This is a genomic window from Flavobacterium sp. UBA7682 (assembly GCF_002482945.1).
In the GTDB taxonomy this organism is placed as follows: Bacteria; Bacteroidota; Bacteroidia; order Flavobacteriales; family Flavobacteriaceae; genus Flavobacterium.
The window spans coordinates 1-20,182 of sequence record NZ_DLGY01000015.1 but is presented as its reverse complement, the minus strand read 5'-3'; the positions used below and the strand labels follow the sequence as shown (position 1 = coordinate 20,182).

Sequence of the window (20,182 nt, the reverse complement as noted above, 5' to 3'; positions counted from 1 at the left end):
TTTAAATCTACCAAAGATTATGTCAGCATCAGCTCACGAAAACGATCACAGTCAAGAACACGATCACCATCACAAAGAAACATTCATTACTAAATACATATTTAGTATTGATCATAAAATGATTGCCAAACAGTACCTGCTTACAGGTATCGTTATGGGGGTTATTGGTGTAGGATTATCTCTTTTGTTCCGTATGCAATTGGCTTGGCCAGAAGAATCTTTCAAAGTATTTGAAATCTTTTTAGGTGATAAAATGGCTCCAGACGGAGTCATGAAAAACGACGTGTATTTGGCTTTAGTAACCATTCACGGTACCATCATGGTGTTTTTCGTTTTAACAGCAGGTTTAAGTGGTACGTTTAGTAACCTTTTAATTCCATTGCAAATTGGAGCGCGTGATATGGCTTCAGGATTTATGAATATGATTTCTTACTGGTTATTCTTTTTATCTAGTGTAATCATGATTATATCTTTATTCGTAGAAGCTGGACCTGCATCTGCTGGTTGGACAATTTATCCGCCTTTAAGTGCTTTACCTCAAGCGATTCCAGGATCTGGAACAGGGATGACTCTATGGTTAGTTTCTATGGCTATATTTATTGCCTCTTCTTTAATGGGGTCTTTAAATTATGTAGTTACGGTTATTAACTTAAGAACAAAAGGAATGTCAATGACTCGTTTACCTTTAACGATTTGGGCATTTTTTGTTACTGCAATTATTGGTATTATTTCATTCCCAGTATTATTATCGGCTGCTTTATTGTTGATTTTTGACCGTAGTTTTGGTACTTCTTTCTTTTTGTCTGATATTTTTATCAGCGGAGAAGTTTTACATTACCAAGGTGGTTCTCCAGTATTGTTTGAGCACTTGTTTTGGTTTTTAGGTCACCCAGAGGTATATATTGTATTATTACCAGCTTTAGGGATAACCTCTGAAATTATTGCCACCAATTCTAGAAAACCAATTTTTGGATATAGAGCGATGGTAACATCAATCATTGCGATTGCCTTTTTATCAACGATTGTTTGGGGTCACCATATGTTCGTGTCAGGTATGAATCCTTTCTTAGGTTCGGTATTTACTTTCACTACTTTATTAATTGCTATTCCATCAGCAGTAAAAGCATTTAACTACATAACTACTTTGTGGAAAGGAAATTTACAGTTAAATCCTTCGATGTTATTTTCTATTGGTTTGGTTTCAACTTTCATTACAGGAGGTTTAACAGGAATCATTTTAGGAGATAGTACTTTAGATATTAACGTTCACGATACTTATTTTGTGGTTGCTCACTTCCACTTGGTAATGGGTATTTCAGCTTTATACGGAATGTTTGCAGGGATTTACCATTGGTTCCCTAGAATGTTCGGTAGAATGTTAAACAAAAATTTAGGATACGTACACTTTTGGGTAACCGCAGTGTGTGCTTATGGAGTTTTCTTCCCGATGCACTTTATTGGAATGGCAGGTTTACCAAGAAGATATTATACCAATACTGCTTTCCCTTTATTTGATGATTTAGCAGACGTTAACGTCTTAATTACAGCTTTTGCTTTAGTAGGGGGTGCTTTCCAATTGGTATTCTTATGGAACTTTTTCCATAGTATGTTCTACGGTAAAAAAGCAGAGATGAATCCTTGGAAATCAAATACTTTAGAATGGACTGCACCAGTAGAACACATTCATGGAAACTGGCCTGGAGCAATCCCAGAAGTACACAGATGGCCATATGATTATAGCAATCCTTACCACGAAGAAGATTTTGTTCCACAAACTGTTCCTATGAAACCAGGAGAGCAAGTGTTGAATCACTAGTCATTTTTAAAATATATAAAAGCCTTTTTACACAACTGTAAAAAGGCTTTTTTTTTACCATGCGCTTGCGTTATCTTTGCTCATATGAATGAAAATTTAAATCCTACCAACGAACATTTTAATCCCGAGGAATTAGATCTCGAAAAAAAATTAAGACCCTTATCATTTGATGATTTTACGGGTCAGGAGCAGGTTTTGGATAATTTGAAAGTTTTTGTAGAAGCAGCAAAATTAAGAGGAGAAGCCTTGGATCATACTTTGTTTCATGGACCTCCAGGGTTGGGAAAAACCACGTTAGCCAATATTTTAGCCAATGAATTAGGGGTAGGTATTAAAATTACTTCTGGCCCGGTGTTAGATAAACCAGGTGATTTAGCAGGTTTGTTAACTAATTTAGAGGAAAGAGATATTTTATTTATAGACGAAATCCATCGCTTAAGTTCTGTGGTTGAAGAATATTTGTACTCTGCCATGGAGGATTTCAAAATTGATATTATGATTGAATCTGGGCCCAATGCCCGTAGTGTTCAAATCAATTTAAATCCTTTTACTTTGGTGGGTGCCACCACACGTTCGGGTTTGTTAACTTCCCCTATGCGGGCGCGTTTTGGAATACAAAGTCGTTTACAATATTACAATACCGAATTATTAACCACCATTGTAGAACGCAGTGCTTCCATTTTAAAAGTACCTATTAATATGGAGTCTGCTATTGAAATTGCAGGTAGAAGTCGTGGCACACCTAGGATTGCTAATGCGTTATTGCGTAGGGTTCGCGATTTTGCCCAAATCAAAGGCACAGGAAAAATAGATATTGATATTGCTAAATATTCTTTAAAAGCTTTGAATGTGGATACGCACGGCTTGGACGAGATGGACAATAAAATCTTGTACACCATTATAGAAAAGTTTAAAGGAGGCCCTGTTGGTTTGTCTACCTTAGCTACTGCGGTTTCTGAAAACGGAGAAACCATAGAAGAAGTTTACGAGCCCTTTTTGATTCAAGAAGGTTTTATTATGCGTACACCTCGTGGGCGTGAAGCCACCGAAAAAGCTTATAAACACTTGGGTAAAATAAAAAACAATATACAAGGCGGATTGTTTTGATAGCTAAAAACGAATATACCTCATTTATAAAATCCGAAGCCCAACGCCTCGGATTTTTGTCTTGTGGTATTTCCAAAGCTGAATTTTTAGAACAAGAAGCTCCTCGTTTAGATCAATGGTTGCAAAATAATTACCACGGAGAAATGGCTTATATGGCGAACCATTTTGACAAAAGATTAAATCCCACGCTGTTGGTGGAAGGTGCCAAAAGTGTGATTTCTTTATTGTTGAATTATTATCCTTCCGAAACTCAAAATCCAGAAAGTTATCAGATTTCCAAATATGCTTATGGAACAGATTATCACACCGTAATCAAACAGAAACTACAAGAATTCTTACACAATATTCAAACCGAAATTGGCGAGGTGCAAGGGCGTGCTTTTGTAGATTCTGCACCTGTGTTAGACAAAGCTTGGGCTGCCAAAAGTGGATTAGGTTGGATTGGAAAAAACAGCAATTTGATTACCCAAAAAGTGGGTTCTTTTTATTTTATTGCAGAACTTATTGTGGATTTGCCGTTAGAATATGATACTCCTACAACCGATCATTGTGGTAGTTGCACCGCTTGTTTGGACGCTTGCCCCACACAAGCCATTATACAGCCGTATGTGGTGGATGGTAGTAAGTGTATTTCGTATTATACCATAGAACTTAAAAATCAAATACCTGTTGAAGCCAAAGGTTATTTAGACGATTGGGTTTTTGGTTGTGATGTGTGTCAGGATGTGTGTCCGTGGAATCGATTTTCAAAACCGCATCAAGAACCTTTGTTTCAGCCTAAAGCGGAAATTTTAAATTACACCAAACAAGATTGGCAAGAAATTACCGAAGACGTATTCAAAAAAGTGTTTAGGGATTCTCCGATAAAAAGAACCAAATTTGAAGGGTTTAAAAGAAATATAGATTTTTTAAAATAATTATTTTCTAATTTTTTGTTCCCATTTCCAAGCACTTGCTAGAGCATCTTCTAAACTTGATTCGGTTTTCCAACCCAATACTTTATTAGCTTTTGTGGTGTCAGCATAGGCTTGGGTAACGTCGCCTTCTCGGCGATCTACAATTTTATAAGGTAATTGGGTGTTGCTTACTTTTTCAAAAGCTTTGATGACTTCTAAAACAGAACTTCCTGTTCCGGTACCTAGATTAAAAACCTCTACTTTTTCGGCATTTTGTTTATGGACTAATCGTTCTAAAGCTACTACGTGGGCTTTGGCTAAATCTACGACATGAATATAATCCCTAATGGCTGTTCCGTCTGGGGTAGGATAGTCGTTGCCAAATACCGATAATTCTTGACGCAAACCAATAGCCGTTTGGGTAATAAAAGGCACTAAATTTTGAGGAACGCCTAAAGGTAATTCTCCAATAGCTGCAGTTGGATGCGCACCAATAGGATTAAAATATCTAAGTAAGATGCTGTTGATGTTACTTACCTTGGCTACGTCTTGTATGATTTCTTCTCCGATTTGTTTGGTGTTTCCGTAAGGCGACATGGCTTTTACTACAGGGGCATCTTCGGTAATCGGCATTTTTTCTGCCTGACCATATACGGTGCAAGAAGAACTGAAAATAAAATGAGCTTGTTCCTTTTTTTGTAATTCTTGTAATAAATATACTAAGGCATTGATATTGTTTTCGTAATACAATAATGGATTGCCTACACTTTCTCCAACCGCTTTAGAAGCCGCAAAGTGAATCACACCTATAATGTTTTGGTGTTTTTCAAAAAAAGCACGTAAACGGGTTTTGTCTCTTAAATCAAGATTTTCGAACAAGGGTTTTTTGCCAGTGATTGCGGTAATACCTTCAATTACGTCTAAAGAAGAATTGGAAAGGTTGTCTACAATCACCACTTCAAATCCTTTGTTTTGAAGTTCTACCACAGTGTGCGAACCAATAAATCCTAATCCACCAGTTACGAGTATTTTCATTTAGTTTTAGTTTTAAGTCGAAAGTTTTTTAAAAGATTTAATATAATTCACAATTATTTTAAATATTCTAGAATAGCTTGGGTAATATAGTTGATTTGTTCGTCATCTAATTCCGTGTGCATGGGTAACGAAATGACTTCTTTTGCCAATTGATTGGTTACGGGAAAATCTTCTTCTTTGTAACGCGCATCGGCATAGGCTTTTTGACTGTGTAAAGGAATCGGGTAATAGATGGCGCACGGAATGTCTTTGCCTAGTAAATGTTGCATGAGTCCATCGCGGTCGGCATTGATGATTCTTAGGGTGTATTGATGAAATACATGGCAGTCGCAGGTGTCGCAAATGCTTGGCGCGATGATGTTTTGATGACCTTGTAAGGCTGTGGTGTATTTGCGCGCGGCGTTTTGTCGGGCTTGATTGTATTGGTCTAATAAAGGTAATTTGGCATTTAAAACAGCGGCTTGTATACTGTCTAATCTGGAATTTACTCCAACAACATCGTGGTGGTAACGCACGTACATGCCGTGATTTACAATCCCTCTAAGCGTATGAGCCAAAGCGTCGTCGTTGGTGAATATAGCACCTCCGTCTCCGTAGCATCCTAAGTTTTTTGATGGAAAAAATGAGGTAGCACCAACGTGTCCGATGGTTCCTGCTTTTCTTTTGCTTCCGTCTGAAAATTTGCAATCGGCTCCTATGGCCTGTGCGTTGTCTTCTATAACGTATAAATTGTGTTCTTGTGCAATCTGCATAATGGCTTCCATATTGGCTACTCTACCAAATAAATGCACTGGAACAATGGCTTTGGTTTTGGGTGTAATGGCTTGTCTAATGCGTTCTAATGAAATGTTCATGTTGTGCAAATCCACATCCACTAAAACAGGCGTTAATTTTAACAAGGCAATCACTTCTACGGTAGCCGCAAAGGTGAAATCGGCGGTAATGACTTCGTCGCCAGGTTCTAAACCTAGTCCCATCATGGCAATTTGCAAAGCGTCGGTTCCGTTAGCGCAGGGGATGACGTGTTTTACGCCTAAATAATTTTCTAGGTTTTTTTGAAATTCGTGTACTTTTGGTCCGTTGATGTAAGTGCTGGTTTCTAAAACTTCTTGTATAGAAGTGTTAACGGTATCTTTGATATATTTGTACTGACCTTGAAGGTCAACCATTTGAATTTTTTTCATGGTGAAGAATAAAGTAAGCAAAAATAACCATTTATTTGGTAGTCGCAATTGTTGTGGCATTTATACTTAAACTCAAATCAGGATGTTTTTTATATATCGTTTAATTACCCAAATTGTTGCTTGGATTTTGCCTGTAACGGCTTTGTTTTCGGCTAAGATGAAAAGCTTTATTCAGGGTAGAAAGTTGGTTTGGGAACTGTTGAAAAATAACATCCAACCATCGGACAAAGTCATTTGGTTTCACGCGGCCTCTTTGGGGGAATACGAACAAGGATTGCCGATTATGAAAAGGTTGAAACAACAATTTCCACAACATAAAATTGTGCTTACTTTTTTTTCGCCTTCGGGTTACGAAGTTCGTAAAAACACGCCTTTTGCGGATGTGGTTTGTTATTTGCCGTTAGATACTCTTTTTAATGCGAAGCGTTTTGTACAGTTGGTGCATCCCGAAAAAGTTTTTTTTGTGAAGTATGAATATTGGCCTAATTATTTAAAAGAGCTAAAAAAACGAAATATTCCTACGTATTTGGTTTCGGGTATTTTTAGGGAAAATCAAGTGTTTTTTAAGTGGTATGGTGGGTTTTATAGAAATTGCTTACAAAGTATTACGCATTTTTTTGTGCAAGATTCAACTTCTGAAAATTTGTTAAAAAGCATCGGAAAAACCAATGTGAGTGTGAGTGGAGATACTCGTTTTGATAGGGTAGTGGAGGTGTTGAATGCCAATAATTCATTAGATTTTATTACCGAATTTACCCAAGAACAAACTACGGTAGTTATTGGAAGCTCTTGGCCTGCTGATGAAAAGTTGTTGGTGGAATATATTAATCAGTCTGATTTGTCTGTGAAATGGATTTTCGCTCCGCACAATATTAAATCTGAACAAATCCAACAACTGAAAAAGTCTATTCAAAAAGCGGTGGTTTTATATTCCGAAAAAGACCAAAGTGATTTAAAAAATGCACAAGTATTAATTATTGATGCCGTAGGTTTTTTAACCAAGGTATATGCTTACGCCGATGTGGCTTATGTAGGTGGAGGTTTTGGCTCTGGAATACACAACATATTAGAACCCGCGGTTTTTGGAGTGCCGATTGTGATTGGACCCCATTTTAAAAAATTTAAAGAAGCGGTTGATTTGGTCGATTTAGAAGCTTGTATTGTGGTGGATAATCAAAAGGAATTAAATGCTGTTTTGGATGGTTTATTAGTTGATCCCGAACGTCAAAAACAATTAGGCAAATTAGCGTCGGATTATGTTTTGCAAAATGCCGGAGCTACGGATTTGATTTTAAAATTGATAAATAAAAAATAGCTTTAGTTCTATTTGTTTTATCGTGAATCATTTGTTTACTTTGCAGTCTAGAATTTTTAGTTCTTTTACGTTTTGAAATGTTATAAAGAAAGACCGAGGGAATAGACCCTGTGAAGTCTTGGCAACCCTTTTCCTAAAAAGAAGGTGCTACGTTCTACCAGTTCGCTGGACAGATAACAACAAGAAAACTCCTTTGGTGCAACTTCTTTATAGCTATAAATATTAAAAAGTTACACCTTGAAAAATAAGTTTAAAGAAATTACGATTATTGATTACGGAACCGAAAACGGCGCCCATTACCATGCTGTAGCTTTGTCTTATCAGGTTTTTGGAAAACCTTTAGGAGAAGCACCTGTGGTATTGGTGGTGCATGCACTTACAGGAAATTCAACTGTGGCTGGTGAAGAAGGTTGGTGGTCAGAAGTTATAGGTGATGGTAAGGTGATTGATACTCAAAAATATTCAGTATTGGCATTTGATGTGCCAGGAAATTGTTTTAATGAGTATGTAATTGATAAATACAAAAATTTTACCGCCCGTGATATCGCTAAGATTTTTAGTGCAGGATTAAAAAGTTTGGGAGTAAAAGAATTATTCTCGGCTATTGGAGGTTCCATTGGCGGAGGAATTATATGGGAATTAGCGGCTTTACGACCTACATTGATTCAAAATCTAATTCCGATTGCTACAGATTGGAAAGCGACAGATTGGATGATTGCTAATACATTAGTTCAAGAAGCCATTTTAAACAATTCATCTAATCCGATTTACGATGCCCGAATGCATGCCATGAATTTATATCGTACGCCTGAATCGTATAAACTTAAATTCAATCGTTCTACCAACGAAGAATTACACGTTTTTAACGTAGAAAGTTGGTTGATGCATCACGGTGAAAAATTGCAAAAACGATTTCAGTTGACTGCCTACCGCATGATGAATAATTTATTGCGAACGGTAGACATTACCCGAGGACGTGGAACCATGCCCGAAGTAGTGGCAAATATTCAAAGTGCTATTTACATTGTGGCTATTGATACCGATTTGTTTTTTACCCGTAAAGAAAATCACGACGATTATTTGGAAATGAAAAAGGTAAAAGACAATGTATATTACGACGAAATACATTCCATTCACGGGCACGATGCCTTTTTAATTGAATTTGATCAATTAGAAAAAATCTTAAGTAAAATATTTAAATAAAACACACCATGCCATACGATAATTTTGAAACCAATGCCATAAGAGCTCAAATCAATCGCTCTGAATTTTTAGAACATTCTGCACCTATATATTTAAGCTCTAGTTTTATTTTTGAAGATGCCGAAGACATGAGAGCGTCTTTCACCGAAGAAAAACACCGCAATATTTACAGTCGTTTTTCTAATCCAAATACTTCGGAATTTGTAGAAAAAGTATGTCAGATGGAAGGAGCCGAAGATGGTTTGGCATTCAGTACCGGAATGGCAGCGATTTACAATACGTTTGCCGCTTTGTTAAGTAGTGACGATCACATTGTGTCGTGTAGTTCGGTGTTTGGTTCTACCCATACTTTGTTTACCAAGTATTTTCCAAAATGGAATATCAATACGAGTTATTTTAACGTAAACGATGTAGCAAACATCGAATCGTACATCAAACCGAATACTAAAATCATTTATGCAGAATCGCCGACCAATCCGGCAGTAGATATTTTAGATTTAGAATTTTTAGGACAGATTGCTAAAAAACACAACTTAATTTTAGTGATTGACAACTGTTTTGCAACGCCTTATTTACAACAGCCCATCAAGTTTGGAGCGCACATTGTGGTGCATTCAGCGACTAAATTAATGGACGGACAAGGACGTGTTTTAGGTGGAATTGCCGTTGGTAAAGCCGATTTGTTGCGTGAAATTTATTTGTTTGCCCGAAACACAGGGCCTTCATTGTCGCCTTTTAACGCTTGGATATTGTCTAAAAGTTTAGAAACTTTGGCCGTTCGTGTAGAAAAACATTGTGAAAATGCTTTGGCATTGGCTACTTTTTTAGAAAGTCACCCGCAGGTGAAACAAGTAAAATATCCATTTTTAAAATCGCATCCGCAATATGAAATTGCCCAAAAACAAATGAAGTTAGGAGGCAATATTGTAGCGATTGAAGTAAAGGATTTAGAAACAGGTCGTAAATTTTTAGACGCCATTCGTATGTGTACTTTGGCGGCGAACTTAGGGGATACCCGAACCATTGTAACGCATCCAGCTTCAACTACACACAGTAAATTGTCGGTAGAAGACCGCAACGAAGTAGGTATTACTGATGGTTTGGTTCGTATTTCCGTAGGATTAGAAAACATACAAGATATTATTGCAGATATTAATCAAGCGTTGAACGCTTCAGCTTTATAAAACATGAAAGCAGATATTAGACAAGCCTTAAAAGAACGCATTTTGGTACTCGATGGTGCTATGGGTACCATGATACAACAATATAAATTTACTGAAGAAGATTACCGTGGGGAGCAGTTTAAAAACTATCATTTATCGGTAAAAGGGAATAACGACATGTTGTCGATTACGCAACCCGAGGCGATTAAAGAAATTCATCGCAAGTATTTTGAAGCGGGTGCTGATATTGCGGAAACCAATACTTTTTCGGGTACTACTATTGCGATGGCAGATTACGAAATGGAGCAATATGTGTATCAATTGAATTATGAATCGGCTAAAATTGCTCGCGAAGTAGCCGATGAATTTACGGCTAAAGAACCTCATAAGCCACGTTTTGTAGCGGGCTCTATGGGGCCAACCAATCGTACAGCAAGTATGTCGCCCGATGTGAATGATCCGGGTTATAGAGCAGTAACTTTTGATGATTTGCGCATTGCGTACAAACAACAAGCGGAAGCTTTATTGGATGGTGGAGTAGATTTGTTGTTGGTAGAAACCGTGTTTGACACCTTAAATGCTAAAGCGGCTTTGTTTGCGATTGAAGAAGTAAAAGAGGAAAGAAAAATTGATGTGCCCGTGATGTTAAGCGGAACGATTACCGACGCTAGTGGACGTACGTTGTCTGGGCAAACTGCCGAGGCTTTTTTAATTTCGGTGTCGCATATTCCGTTATTGTCGGTAGGGTTGAATTGTGCTTTAGGTGCTAATCAACTGATTCCGCATTTAGAGGCCATTGCACACAATACCGAGTTTGGGGTATCGGCACATCCAAATGCAGGATTACCTAATGCCTTTGGAGAATACGATGAAACACCAGCACAAATGGCAACACACATTAAAGAGTATTTAGATAAAAAATTGGTCAATATTATTGGTGGGTGTTGTGGAACCACACCAGCTCACATTAAGTCCATTGCGGAATTGGCGGCTCAATACAAGCCCAGACCTATTTAAGGTTTTGTAGCGTAGTTCGTACCATTAATTAACGCATTCAATTATTTCAAATGAGCATACAACAAACAAAATACATGAAGTTGTCGGGGTTAGAACCTTTAGTTTTAAGTCCCAACATGAATTTTATTAACGTAGGAGAAAGAACCAATGTAGCGGGTTCCAGAAAATTCTTGCGTTTAATCAAAGAAGAAAAATACGAAGAAGCCTTAGATATTGCCCGTGATCAAGTAGAGGGTGGTGCACAAATCATCGATATTAATATGGATGACGGTATGATTGACGGTAAAGAAGCGATGGTTCGTTTCTTAAATTTAATCATGGCAGAACCTGATATTTCTAGAGTGCCAATTATGATTGACAGTTCTAAATGGGACATCATAGAAGCTGGATTAAAAGTAGTGCAAGGTAAATGTGTAGTGAATTCCATTTCATTAAAAGAAGGAGAAGAAGCGTTCCGTCATCATGTAAAATTGTTGAAACGATATGGAGCAGCTGTAGTTGTAATGGCTTTTGACGAAGTAGGTCAGGCTGATAATTATGAACGTCGTTGCGAAATTGCTAAACGTTCGTACGATATTATGGTGCATGAATTGGGCTTTCCGTCCGAAGACATCATTTTTGACTTGAATATATTTCCTGTGGCAACTGGTATGGATGAACACCGCCGAAATGCTATTGATTTTATAGAAGCTACGCATTGGGTAAGAACTCACTTAACCAACGCAAGTGTAAGTGGTGGGGTAAGTAATGTGTCTTTTTCTTTCAGAGGAAACGATACCGTGCGCGAAGCCATGCATTCGGTATTTTTATATCATGCCATAAAAAAAGGAATGAATATGGGAATTGTAAACCCAGCGATGTTGGAGGTTTATGATGATATTCCTAAAGATTTATTGGAGTATGTAGAAGATGTGATTTTAGACCGCAGAGACGATGCCACAGAGCGTTTGTTGGATTTTGCCGATTCGGTAAAAGGGGCTAAAAAAGAACAAGTTTTTGATTTAGAATGGCGTAACAAACCTTTGCAAGAACGCATCACCCACGCTTTGGTTAAAGGATTGGATTTATATATTGTAGAAGATGTAGAAGAAGCTCGTTTACAAGTGGCCAAACCATTAGAAGTTATCGAAGGACATTTGATGATTGGAATGGGTGTAGTAGGAGATTTGTTTGGCGATGGAAAAATGTTTTTACCGCAAGTAGTGAAATCGGCAAGGGTAATGAAAAAAGCCGTAGCCTATTTAATGCCATTTATTGAAGCTGCAAAAGATGAAAATTCAAAACCACAAGGAAAAGTATTATTAGCTACCGTAAAAGGTGACGTGCACGATATTGGAAAAAATATTGTGGGTGTAGTATTGGCTTGTAATAATTATGAAATCATAGATTTAGGCGTAATGGTTCCGCCAGAAAAAATTCTGGAAGAAGCCAAAAAACACAACGTAGATGTGATTGGATTAAGTGGATTAATTACGCCATCGTTAGATGAAATGGTACATATTGCCAAAGAAATGAAACGATTGGATTTTAAAATTCCGTTGTTGATTGGTGGGGCGACTACATCACGAGCGCATACTGCCGTAAAAATTTCAGAACAATACGATCATGGAGTGATTCATGTGTTGGATGCTTCACGTTCCGTGCCTGTAGTAAGTACGTTAATTAACGATGATACCAGAGAAGAATTTTTGCGAAAAACTTACGCAGAATATGATGAATTGCGTGAAGGTTATTTAAGCCGTGCCCGAACCAAAGAATATGTAAAATTAGAAGACGCTCGTGCGCAAAAGTTTAAGATAGATTGGAAAGCCGATGAGGTTTATAAACCAAAACAACTAGGTGTTCATGTAATTGATGATTTAGATTTTAATGAGTTGGTGCCTTATTTGGATTGGACTCCTTTCTTTCAATCTTGGGAATTGCACGGAAAATTTCCAAATATTTTAAAAGATGAGGTAGTAGGTGAGCAAGCTTCGGAATTGTATAAAGAAGCTCAAGCCATGTTGCAATGCATTTTAAAAGAAAAATGGTTTACCGCTAAAGCAGTTTACGGATTATTTCCTGCCAATACGGCTGATAATGCTGACGATATAGAAATTTATACCGACGAAACCAGAACCCAAGTAGCCGAAACCGTATTGACTTTACGTCAACAATCAGCAAAAGCTCCAGGCAAACCTTATATCGCTTTGGCAGATTTTGTGGCGCCAAAATCAACTGGATTAAAAGATTATATCGGCGGATTTTGTGTAACCACAGGTTTTGGAGTAGAAGAAAAAGCAGAAGAGTACAAACAAAAAATGGACGATTATAATTCCATTATGGTGAAAGCTTTAGGCGATCGTTTTGCAGAAGCTTTCGCAGAATATTTACACGATAAAGTGCGTAAAGAATTTTGGGGATATGGTTCTAACGAAAATTTAAGCAATGAAGAGTTGATTAAAGAAGCGTATCAAGGGATTCGTCCGGCACCGGGTTATCCAGCTTGTCCGGACCACTTAGAGAAAAAAACCTTGTGGAAATTGTTAAATGTGGAAGAAAATATAGGTGTAACCTTAACCGAAAGTTTGGCGATGTTCCCAACCGCAGCTGTTTCAGGAATGTATTTTGCCCATAAAGAAGCCAAATATTTTGGATTGGGAAAAATCAAAGAAGATCAATTAGAAGATTACGCACAACGCCGAGGGATTTCTAAGGAATTAGCCGAAAAATGGTTAAGCCCTAATTTGGCGGAGTAGATTTTTGGGTCTTAGGTTTTTGGTCAAGGGTTTTAGGTTTTAATTTTTTTAAAACCCAACACCCAACACCCAACACCCAATACCCAACACCTAAAACCTAATAAAATGAAAGTAACCGATCATATCGCACAAGCCCAAGGGAAAACTTTATTTTCCTTTGAGGTAATACCACCGCAAAAAGGAAAAAACATTCAAGAATTATACGATAACATTACGCCATTAATGGAGTTTAAACCTCCGTTTATTGATGTAACTACTTCGCGTGAAGAGTATGTGTATGTGAATAAAAATGGTTTGTTAGACAAACAAATTACCCGTATGCGTCCGGGAACCATTGGGATTTGTGCTTCTATTATGCATAAATATCAGGTAGATGCCATTCCGCATGTGATTTGTGGCGGATTCACTAAAGAAGAAACCGAATACATGTTGGTGGATTGTCATTACCTAGGAATTGACAATTTAGTGGCTTTGCGGGGCGATGCCATGAAAGACCAAAAGTATTTTGAGCCTACTAAAGGAGGGCACACTTATGCAGTTGATTTGGTGAAACAAATTAGCGATTTGAATAAAGGGAAGTTTTTACACGATATTATGGATAATGAAATGCACACCGATTTTTGTGTAGGTGTAGCAGGTTATCCAGAAAAACACATGGAGGCTCCTTCTTTAGAATTTGATTTGCAAAAGCTAAAAGAAAAAGTAGAGGCAGGCGCTGATTATGTAGTTACCCAAATGTTTTTTGATAACAAAAAATATTTTGAGTTTGTAGCCAAAGCGAAAGCTATTGGTATTAACGTACCGATTATTCCGGGTTTAAAACCCATTGCCGTACAACGTCATTTACAGATTTTACCACACGTATTCAGTTTAGATATTCCGCAAGAATTGGTTAGCGAAGTGTTGAAATGTAAAACCAACGCTCAAGTCAAACAAGTAGGTATTGAGTGGTGTATTCAGCAAAGTAAAGAGTTAATCGCCGCAGGCGTTCCGTTTGTTCATTTTTACTCTATGGGTAAATCTGACAATATTAAAGCGGTAGCCGAGGCGGTGTTTTAAATATAAACGCTTAGCAAGTAATTGTTTAAGATTAGGAGGTTTTGCAGGGTTGAAAAAACAATAAGGTTTTGTTAATTTTTCATATTCTATTAGGAAGGGTTTTATTTTTACATAAATCATTCACACACATTTACCTATTCCCTAAAAATCTTAATTATGAAAAAAATCATTTATTCATTATTTGCTTTGGTTTTTTTGTTGTCTTGTGATAAAGATGACGAAAAAGTAGTTACGAATACCGACAAAGAATTATTAGAAATGTCCATAAAAACAGATGGTTTTACATGGTATAAAAAGTCAGATGCTTTATTGGATAAAAGTTCTGGAAGCGCACATAATTATCCGTTTTTAAAAACTCGATTTAATGCAGTAGCCGCTTCTCAACTAACTGAAGAAGGGAAAGTGAAAGCCGGAGCTGTTTTTCCAGAAGGTTCCTTAATTGTAAAAGAATTGCGTAACGATGCTTCTTCGGTAGCAAGATATGCGGTGTTGTACAAAAAGTCGGGCCATGAATTTGCAGATGCTAAAGGTTGGGTTTGGGGATATATTAATTCTGATGGAAGTGTCGCTGAATCGGCTTCTAACAAAGGGAAATCATGTATTTCTTGCCATTCTCAGGCAGAGAATATTGATTACATGTTAATGAATAAGTATTTTAATTAGTTAATACTGTTTAGGTGTCTAGAAAAAAAATTAAAAATAAATAATGACTTACATTAAGTTTTTTTTAGGGTTATTATTTTGTTGTTTTTTAAATAATGTAATTTTTGCTCAAGATTCTATACCCAAAAATTGGAAATTCAGCTTTCAGTTAGATAATCGTTTCTCTAGTATTCGAAACACAGATATCTTAATTTTAGGAGCCAAGGTGGGCTCTCAATATAAAAACAGACTTCGTGTAGGAGGAGGTGTTTCGTTTATAACTAGTCCGGTTGAAGTTACTTTTTTTAATCAAAAAAATGATGTCAGAGGCACTGTTGATATTGGTTTTTGGTACGGTAGCTTATTTGCCGATTTAATTGTCTATAAAAACGATAAGTGGGAGTGGTTGATTACAGAACAAATTGGTTTTGGAAAACTGTCAATTGTAAGAACTACGGTAGATGATGATGTGGTAAGAGCCGCTAGGGTTAATTTGTGGGTTAATGAAACTTCAACGCAAACCAGTTATAAAATTAGACCTTGGATAGGCGTTGGAATAGGCGTAGGGTATCGTAGAATTTTTAACGGAGATAATTTGTTGAGCGATACTTTTAATGCTCCCATTTATATTGGAAAATTAATTCTGTATCCTCAGTATTGGTTAAAAAAATAAAAAGCCTTCAATTATGAAGGCTTTTTATTTATGAGGATTAAAAAGGAAGATTAATCCCTTCTTCCCATATAAATCATTACGTAATACAATAAAGTAGCAATAGAACCAATCGCAGCAACTACATACGTTCTGGCAGCCCATTTTAAAGCATCTTTAGCCGCGTCGTGTTCTTGATGGTTTAACATGCGTTTGTTTTCTAACCAAGCCAAAGCACGATTACTGGCGTCGTATTCTACCGGTAAGGTAATTACCGAAAACAAAGTAGTGGCAGCAAAAATCACGATACCAACCAATAGCAATTCTGGAAATTTATTAATCATTAAAACGCCGGCTAACAATATCCATTGTACGATGTTAGACGCAAATGAAACTACGGGTACTAATTTAGAACGCATGGTTAACCACTCGTAAGCCGTAGCATGTTGCACGGCGTGCCCAACTTCGTGAGCCGCTACTGCCGCAGCTGCTGCATTGCGTTGGTTATACACTGCTTCGCTTAAGTTTACGGTTTTATCTGCTGGGTTGTAGTGGTCAGTTAATCTACCTGGGGTAGAAATCACTTTTACATCAAAAATACCGTGGTCTGCCAACATTTTTTCAGCGATTTCAGCACCGCTCATGCTGTTTTGTAAATGCAGTTTAGAATATTCTTCGAATTTACTTTTTAAACGATAACTCACCAACCAACTGGCGCCCATTATCAGAATCATTAGGATCATTCCCATAACTAAAATGTTTTATTTTGTTTTTCAGATTTCAAAGATAAAGCCAAACGAACAACTATGACAGAATTTCAGATTTTTTTAACTAGGTCTTGGGTCTTTGGTTTTGGGTCTTTGTTTTTTTTTGGTGTAGATATATTAATAATTTCACCTAACACCTATAACCCAACACCTAAAACCCAACACCCAACACCCCAATCACTAACCCACCAAATTAATAATCTTCCCCGGTACAATAATCACTTTTTTAGGTGCGTTTCCGTTTAACTGGGCTTGGGTTCTTTCGTCTGCCAATACCATTTCTTCAATTTGTTTAGGTGTTAAATCCAAAGGTAATTTTAGGGTGAAACGCATTTTTCCATTGAATGAAACAGGATATTCCTTTTCACTTTCTACCAAATATTTCTCTTCATATATTGGAAATGGAACCGTTGAAATGGAACCTTGATGACCCAATTGACTCCACAATTCCTCGGCAATGTGTGGGGCATACGGCGAAATCAAAATGGCTAAAGGTTCTAAAATGGCGCGGTGGTGACATTTTAATTGTGCCAATTCGTTTACACAAATCATAAATTGTGACACAGATGTATTGAACGAAAAATGCTCAATATCCTCAGTTACTTTTTTAATGGTTTTGTGTAAGGTTTTGTACATGTCTGCCGTTGGTTCTTCATCGGTGATGTTTAAACCGTTGTCGTCAAAATACAAACGCCATAATTTTTTTAAGAAACCAAATACACCTGTAATTCCTGCGGTATTCCAAGGTTTGGCTTGCTCCAAAGGTCCTAAAAACATTTCGTACAAACGCAAAGTGTCGGCTCCGTATTCGTTACAAATGTCATCAGGGTTTACCACGTTGTATTTGGATTTGGACATTTTTTCGACTTCGCGTCCAACGATGTATTTGCCATCTTCTAAAAAGAACTCAGCATCTTTATATTCAGAATATAATGGATGATTTTTGAATGCTTCTATGTTTAATTCATTAGTGATATCGTTAATGCATGATAAGTTAACGTGTTTAGGATAAAACTCTGGACTTATCTCAATAGAAAAAATAGTGTTGCCATAAATAGCTTTGAGTTTGTCTTTCAAAATATTAAAAACTTCAAAATCACTTTTATATTCTATTATTAGAACACGACATTCCTTATCAAAAAGGATAATTTTATCTATTGGATCATTAATGTTTTTCCAATTAAAATGTATTTCATTGATGCTGTATTTTTTACATACACTTCTTATGGTGCTATTTGTAGTGTGGGATATAAAAATATTTTTTTCTTCAATTTCATCTCCTAATATTCCATTTATATTTAATCTATATGCAAACGCACTCATTCCCAAAATCATCCCCTGATTGATCAATTTCTTGAAGGGTTCTTCGGTTGGGGCAAATCCTTTGTCTTTCAAAAATTTATTCCAAAAACGAGAATACAATAAATGCCCTGTGGCATGTTCGCTTCCGCCTAAATATAAATCAACACTTTCCCAATATTTTAAAGCATCTGCGCTAGCAAATTCATTTTCATTTGTTGCATCCATATAACGCATCCAATACCAAGAGCTTCCTGCCCAACCAGGCATGGTGTTTAATTCCAACGGAAAAACGGTAACGTGGTCAATCAAATCATTATTAACTACTTTGTTATTTACGGTGTCCCAAGCCCAAACAGTGGCGTTGCCTAAAGGCGGTTGACCATCTTCGGTAGGTAAATATTTTTCTACCTCTGGCAACACAATGGGTAAATGTTGTGCGTCAATCATTTGCGGTAAACCATTCACGTAATACACGGGGAAAGGTTCGCCCCAATATCTTTGACGAGAAAATACCGCATCGCGCAAACGGTAATTGGTTTTGCCTTTTCCTTGCCCGATGGCTTCTAATTGATCTATGACTTTTTTAGTCGCTTCTTTATAACCCAAACCGTTTAAAAAGTCGGAGTTTATTAATTCAAAACCGCTTTTTTCAGTAAAGGCTTTTTCGGAAATATCCTGATTAAAAATGTTTTTAATTTCGGGCATTCCATTTTGTCCTTTAAAGAAATTCGCAAAAGCATAATCACGCTCATCGCCCGCAGGCACAGCCATTACAGCGCCTGTTCCGTAGCCAGCCAAAACATAATCGCCAATCCAAACAGGAATCGGTTCCTTAGTAAACGGATGCTCGGCATACGCACCAGTAAATACCCCCGAAATGGTTTTTACATCCGCCATTCTTTCTCTTTCCGAACGTTTAGCCGTAGCTTCCACATAAGCTTCCACAGCAGCTTTTTGTTCTGGCGTTGTGATTTGAGAAACCAATTCGTGCTCAGGCGCCAAAGTCATAAACGTAACGCCAAAAATGGTGTCGGGTCTTGTTGTGAAAACATCAATATTTCCTACTTCATCCTTACTACTTATGACTTTAAAGCTTACCATTGCTCCTACACTCTTCCCAATCCAATTTCTTTGTGATTCTTTTATCGATTCGCTCCAATCTATTGAGTCTAAACCTTGTAATAATCTTTCGGCATAGGCAGAAATGCGCATGCTCCATTGGGTCATTTTTTTACGAATCACTGGGTGACCGCCACGTTCCGAAACGCCGTTTACGATTTCATCATTCGCCAAAACGGTTCCCAAAGCAGGGCACCAGTTTACTTCGGTTTCGGCTAAATAAGTTAAACGGTATTGTAATAATATTTTTTGTTTTTCCTCAGTTGAAAAAGCATTCCATTCCGTTGCTGTAAATGGATTGATATTGTCATCGCAAACTGCATTTACTGTAGCATTTCCTTCTTTTTCAAAAACAGCAATTAAGGTTGAAATGTCTTCGGCTTTATCGGTGTCTTTATTATACCACGAATTAAACAACTGAATAAAAATCCATTGGGTATGTTTGTAATAATCCGGATTTGAAGTTCTTACCTCTCTGTCCCAATCAAACGAAAACCCAATTTTATCTAGTTGTTCACGGTAACGCGCAATATTTTCACGCGTGGTTTTTTCGGGGTGTTGCCCCGTTTGAATCGCATATTGTTCCGCAGGTAAACCAAACGAATCATACCCTTGCGGATGCAACACATTAAACCCCTGATGACGTTTGTAACGCGCCACAATATCACTAGCAATATAACCCAGCGGATGACCTACGTGCAAACCAGCGCCCGACGGATAAGGAAACATGTCTAAAACGTAAAATTTAGGTTTTAGGTTTTGGGTTTTGGGTTCAGGTTGTTCTGCTTTAAAAGTTTTATTTGCTGCCCAAAATTTTTGCCAATTTTGTTCTATTTCCGAGGGATTGTATTTCATGATAAGTCTAAAGTTTGAAATTCAAATGTCTAAAGTCAAAAAATGGAATTTTTAGTTTAGGTCGCAAAAATAATTTTTTTTCGGGCGTGCCCTGTCATTTTTTCCAAAAATGTCAGGTCGGGCCATACGCCGTCGCTCCTCCATTGCATTGCGGGAGCTCCACAAGGCTGCTGTCCCTCGTATGTTTGTATTCGTAAATTTGTTACAGTTCAATCATTATGATTAGATAGTGATGAGAACGAGTGATTTATGTCTATCCCTTGATAATCCTTCAGAGATATATCGTGTGTGAGAAATTAAACCTCGTTCTCTTTG

At 37.3% G+C, this 20,182-nt stretch carries 15 protein-coding genes and 1 riboswitch; of the genes, 11 read left to right on the top strand and 4 right to left on the bottom strand.

What is annotated here, in order from left to right; genetic code table 11:
- Positions 1-19: 19 nt before the first annotated feature.
- The 3 genes from B3C16_RS03340 (at position 20) to queG (ending at position 3,840) form a co-directional block, all read left to right on the top strand.
- On the top strand, positions 20-1,816 hold the full coding sequence (locus B3C16_RS03340; RefSeq protein WP_291128736.1) for a cytochrome c oxidase subunit I: 1,797 nt from the start codon (positions 20-22) through the stop codon (positions 1,814-1,816).
- A gap of 84 nt (positions 1,817-1,900) precedes the next feature.
- Positions 1,901-2,923, top strand: a complete 1,023-nt coding sequence (gene ruvB / locus B3C16_RS03335; RefSeq protein WP_291128732.1) for a Holliday junction branch migration DNA helicase RuvB — start codon at positions 1,901-1,903, stop codon at positions 2,921-2,923.
- Positions 2,920-3,840 (top strand): tRNA epoxyqueuosine(34) reductase QueG, encoded by a 921-nt coding sequence (queG, locus tag B3C16_RS03330; RefSeq protein ID WP_291128729.1) that lies wholly within the window; start codon positions 2,920-2,922, stop codon positions 3,838-3,840. Before ruvB ends, queG begins: the two co-directional genes overlap by 4 nt.
- Here queG and galE read toward each other — a convergent pair whose 3' ends face one another.
- Both galE and B3C16_RS03320 read right to left on the bottom strand, forming a co-directional pair.
- Positions 3,841-4,854 (bottom strand): UDP-glucose 4-epimerase GalE, encoded by a 1,014-nt coding sequence (gene galE / locus B3C16_RS03325; protein ID WP_291128726.1) that lies wholly within the window; start codon positions 4,852-4,854, stop codon positions 3,841-3,843. It abuts the gene before it with no gap.
- Between the two features lie 53 nt (positions 4,855-4,907).
- Positions 4,908-6,038, bottom strand: a complete 1,131-nt coding sequence (locus B3C16_RS03320) for a DegT/DnrJ/EryC1/StrS family aminotransferase (protein WP_291128713.1) — start codon at positions 6,036-6,038, stop codon at positions 4,908-4,910.
- Positions 6,039-6,120: 82 nt separating this feature from the next.
- Between B3C16_RS03320 and B3C16_RS03315 the strand changes: the two genes are divergently transcribed.
- The 8 genes from B3C16_RS03315 to B3C16_RS03280 all read left to right on the top strand — a co-directional run bounded on the left by B3C16_RS03315 (position 6,121) and on the right by B3C16_RS03280 (position 15,848).
- Complete coding sequence (locus tag B3C16_RS03315; protein WP_291128711.1) at positions 6,121-7,353, top strand: 3-deoxy-D-manno-octulosonic acid transferase; 1,233 nt, start codon at positions 6,121-6,123, stop codon at positions 7,351-7,353.
- Between the two features lie 77 nt (positions 7,354-7,430).
- Positions 7,431-7,533, top strand: a riboswitch (SAM riboswitch).
- A gap of 57 nt (positions 7,534-7,590) precedes the next feature.
- Positions 7,591-8,556, top strand: a complete 966-nt coding sequence (locus tag B3C16_RS03310) for an alpha/beta fold hydrolase (protein ID WP_291128709.1) — start codon at positions 7,591-7,593, stop codon at positions 8,554-8,556.
- 8 nt (positions 8,557-8,564) lie between these two features.
- Complete coding sequence (locus B3C16_RS03305; protein WP_291128707.1) at positions 8,565-9,740, top strand: trans-sulfuration enzyme family protein; 1,176 nt, start codon at positions 8,565-8,567, stop codon at positions 9,738-9,740.
- A gap of 3 nt (positions 9,741-9,743) precedes the next feature.
- Positions 9,744-10,736, top strand: coding sequence for a homocysteine S-methyltransferase family protein (locus tag B3C16_RS03300; protein WP_291128705.1), 993 nt, complete (start codon positions 9,744-9,746; stop codon positions 10,734-10,736).
- Positions 10,737-10,786: 50 nt separating this feature from the next.
- Positions 10,787-13,474 (top strand): methionine synthase, encoded by a 2,688-nt coding sequence (gene metH / locus B3C16_RS03295; protein ID WP_291128703.1) that lies wholly within the window; start codon positions 10,787-10,789, stop codon positions 13,472-13,474.
- A 105-nt stretch (positions 13,475-13,579) separates the two neighbouring features.
- Entirely contained in the window at positions 13,580-14,533 is a 954-nt protein-coding gene (gene metF, locus B3C16_RS03290; RefSeq protein WP_291128700.1) for a methylenetetrahydrofolate reductase [NAD(P)H], read from the top strand.
- Between the two features lie 156 nt (positions 14,534-14,689).
- Positions 14,690-15,196, top strand: coding sequence for a cytochrome P460 family protein (locus B3C16_RS03285; protein ID WP_291128698.1), 507 nt, complete (start codon positions 14,690-14,692; stop codon positions 15,194-15,196).
- 43 nt (positions 15,197-15,239) lie between these two features.
- Complete coding sequence (locus tag B3C16_RS03280; protein WP_291128695.1) at positions 15,240-15,848, top strand: hypothetical protein; 609 nt, start codon at positions 15,240-15,242, stop codon at positions 15,846-15,848.
- A 50-nt stretch (positions 15,849-15,898) separates the two neighbouring features.
- Here B3C16_RS03280 and B3C16_RS03275 read toward each other — a convergent pair whose 3' ends face one another.
- Both B3C16_RS03275 and B3C16_RS03270 read right to left on the bottom strand, forming a co-directional pair.
- Positions 15,899-16,573, bottom strand: a complete 675-nt coding sequence (locus B3C16_RS03275) for a zinc metallopeptidase (protein WP_291128693.1) — start codon at positions 16,571-16,573, stop codon at positions 15,899-15,901.
- A gap of 198 nt (positions 16,574-16,771) precedes the next feature.
- Positions 16,772-19,867, bottom strand: a complete 3,096-nt coding sequence (locus tag B3C16_RS03270) for a leucine--tRNA ligase (RefSeq protein ID WP_291128691.1) — start codon at positions 19,865-19,867, stop codon at positions 16,772-16,774.
- Positions 19,868-20,182 lie beyond the last annotated feature (315 nt).

Excerpts from the sequence above, each read along its gene's own strand:
- B3C16_RS03340 (WP_291128736.1), top strand. The coding sequence starts at position 20 with ATGTCAGCATCAGCTCACGAAAACGATCACAGTCAAGAACACGATCAC.
- B3C16_RS03270 (WP_291128691.1), bottom strand. The coding sequence starts at position 19,867 with ATGAAATACAATCCCTCGGAAATAGAACAAAATTGGCAAAAATTTTGG.
- B3C16_RS03300 (WP_291128705.1), top strand. The coding sequence starts at position 9,744 with ATGAAAGCAGATATTAGACAAGCCTTAAAAGAACGCATTTTGGTACTC.
- ruvB (WP_291128732.1), top strand. The coding sequence starts at position 1,901 with ATGAATGAAAATTTAAATCCTACCAACGAACATTTTAATCCCGAGGAA.
- metF (WP_291128700.1), top strand. The coding sequence starts at position 13,580 with ATGAAAGTAACCGATCATATCGCACAAGCCCAAGGGAAAACTTTATTT.
- B3C16_RS03275 (WP_291128693.1), bottom strand. The coding sequence starts at position 16,573 with ATGGGAATGATCCTAATGATTCTGATAATGGGCGCCAGTTGGTTGGTG.
- B3C16_RS03305 (WP_291128707.1), top strand. The coding sequence starts at position 8,565 with ATGCCATACGATAATTTTGAAACCAATGCCATAAGAGCTCAAATCAAT.
- B3C16_RS03280 (WP_291128695.1), top strand. The coding sequence starts at position 15,240 with ATGACTTACATTAAGTTTTTTTTAGGGTTATTATTTTGTTGTTTTTTA.
- B3C16_RS03285 (WP_291128698.1), top strand. The coding sequence starts at position 14,690 with ATGAAAAAAATCATTTATTCATTATTTGCTTTGGTTTTTTTGTTGTCT.
- metH (WP_291128703.1), top strand. The coding sequence starts at position 10,787 with ATGAGCATACAACAAACAAAATACATGAAGTTGTCGGGGTTAGAACCT.
- galE (WP_291128726.1), bottom strand. The coding sequence starts at position 4,854 with ATGAAAATACTCGTAACTGGTGGATTAGGATTTATTGGTTCGCACACT.
- B3C16_RS03320 (WP_291128713.1), bottom strand. The coding sequence starts at position 6,038 with ATGAAAAAAATTCAAATGGTTGACCTTCAAGGTCAGTACAAATATATC.
- B3C16_RS03315 (WP_291128711.1), top strand. The coding sequence starts at position 6,121 with ATGTTTTTTATATATCGTTTAATTACCCAAATTGTTGCTTGGATTTTG.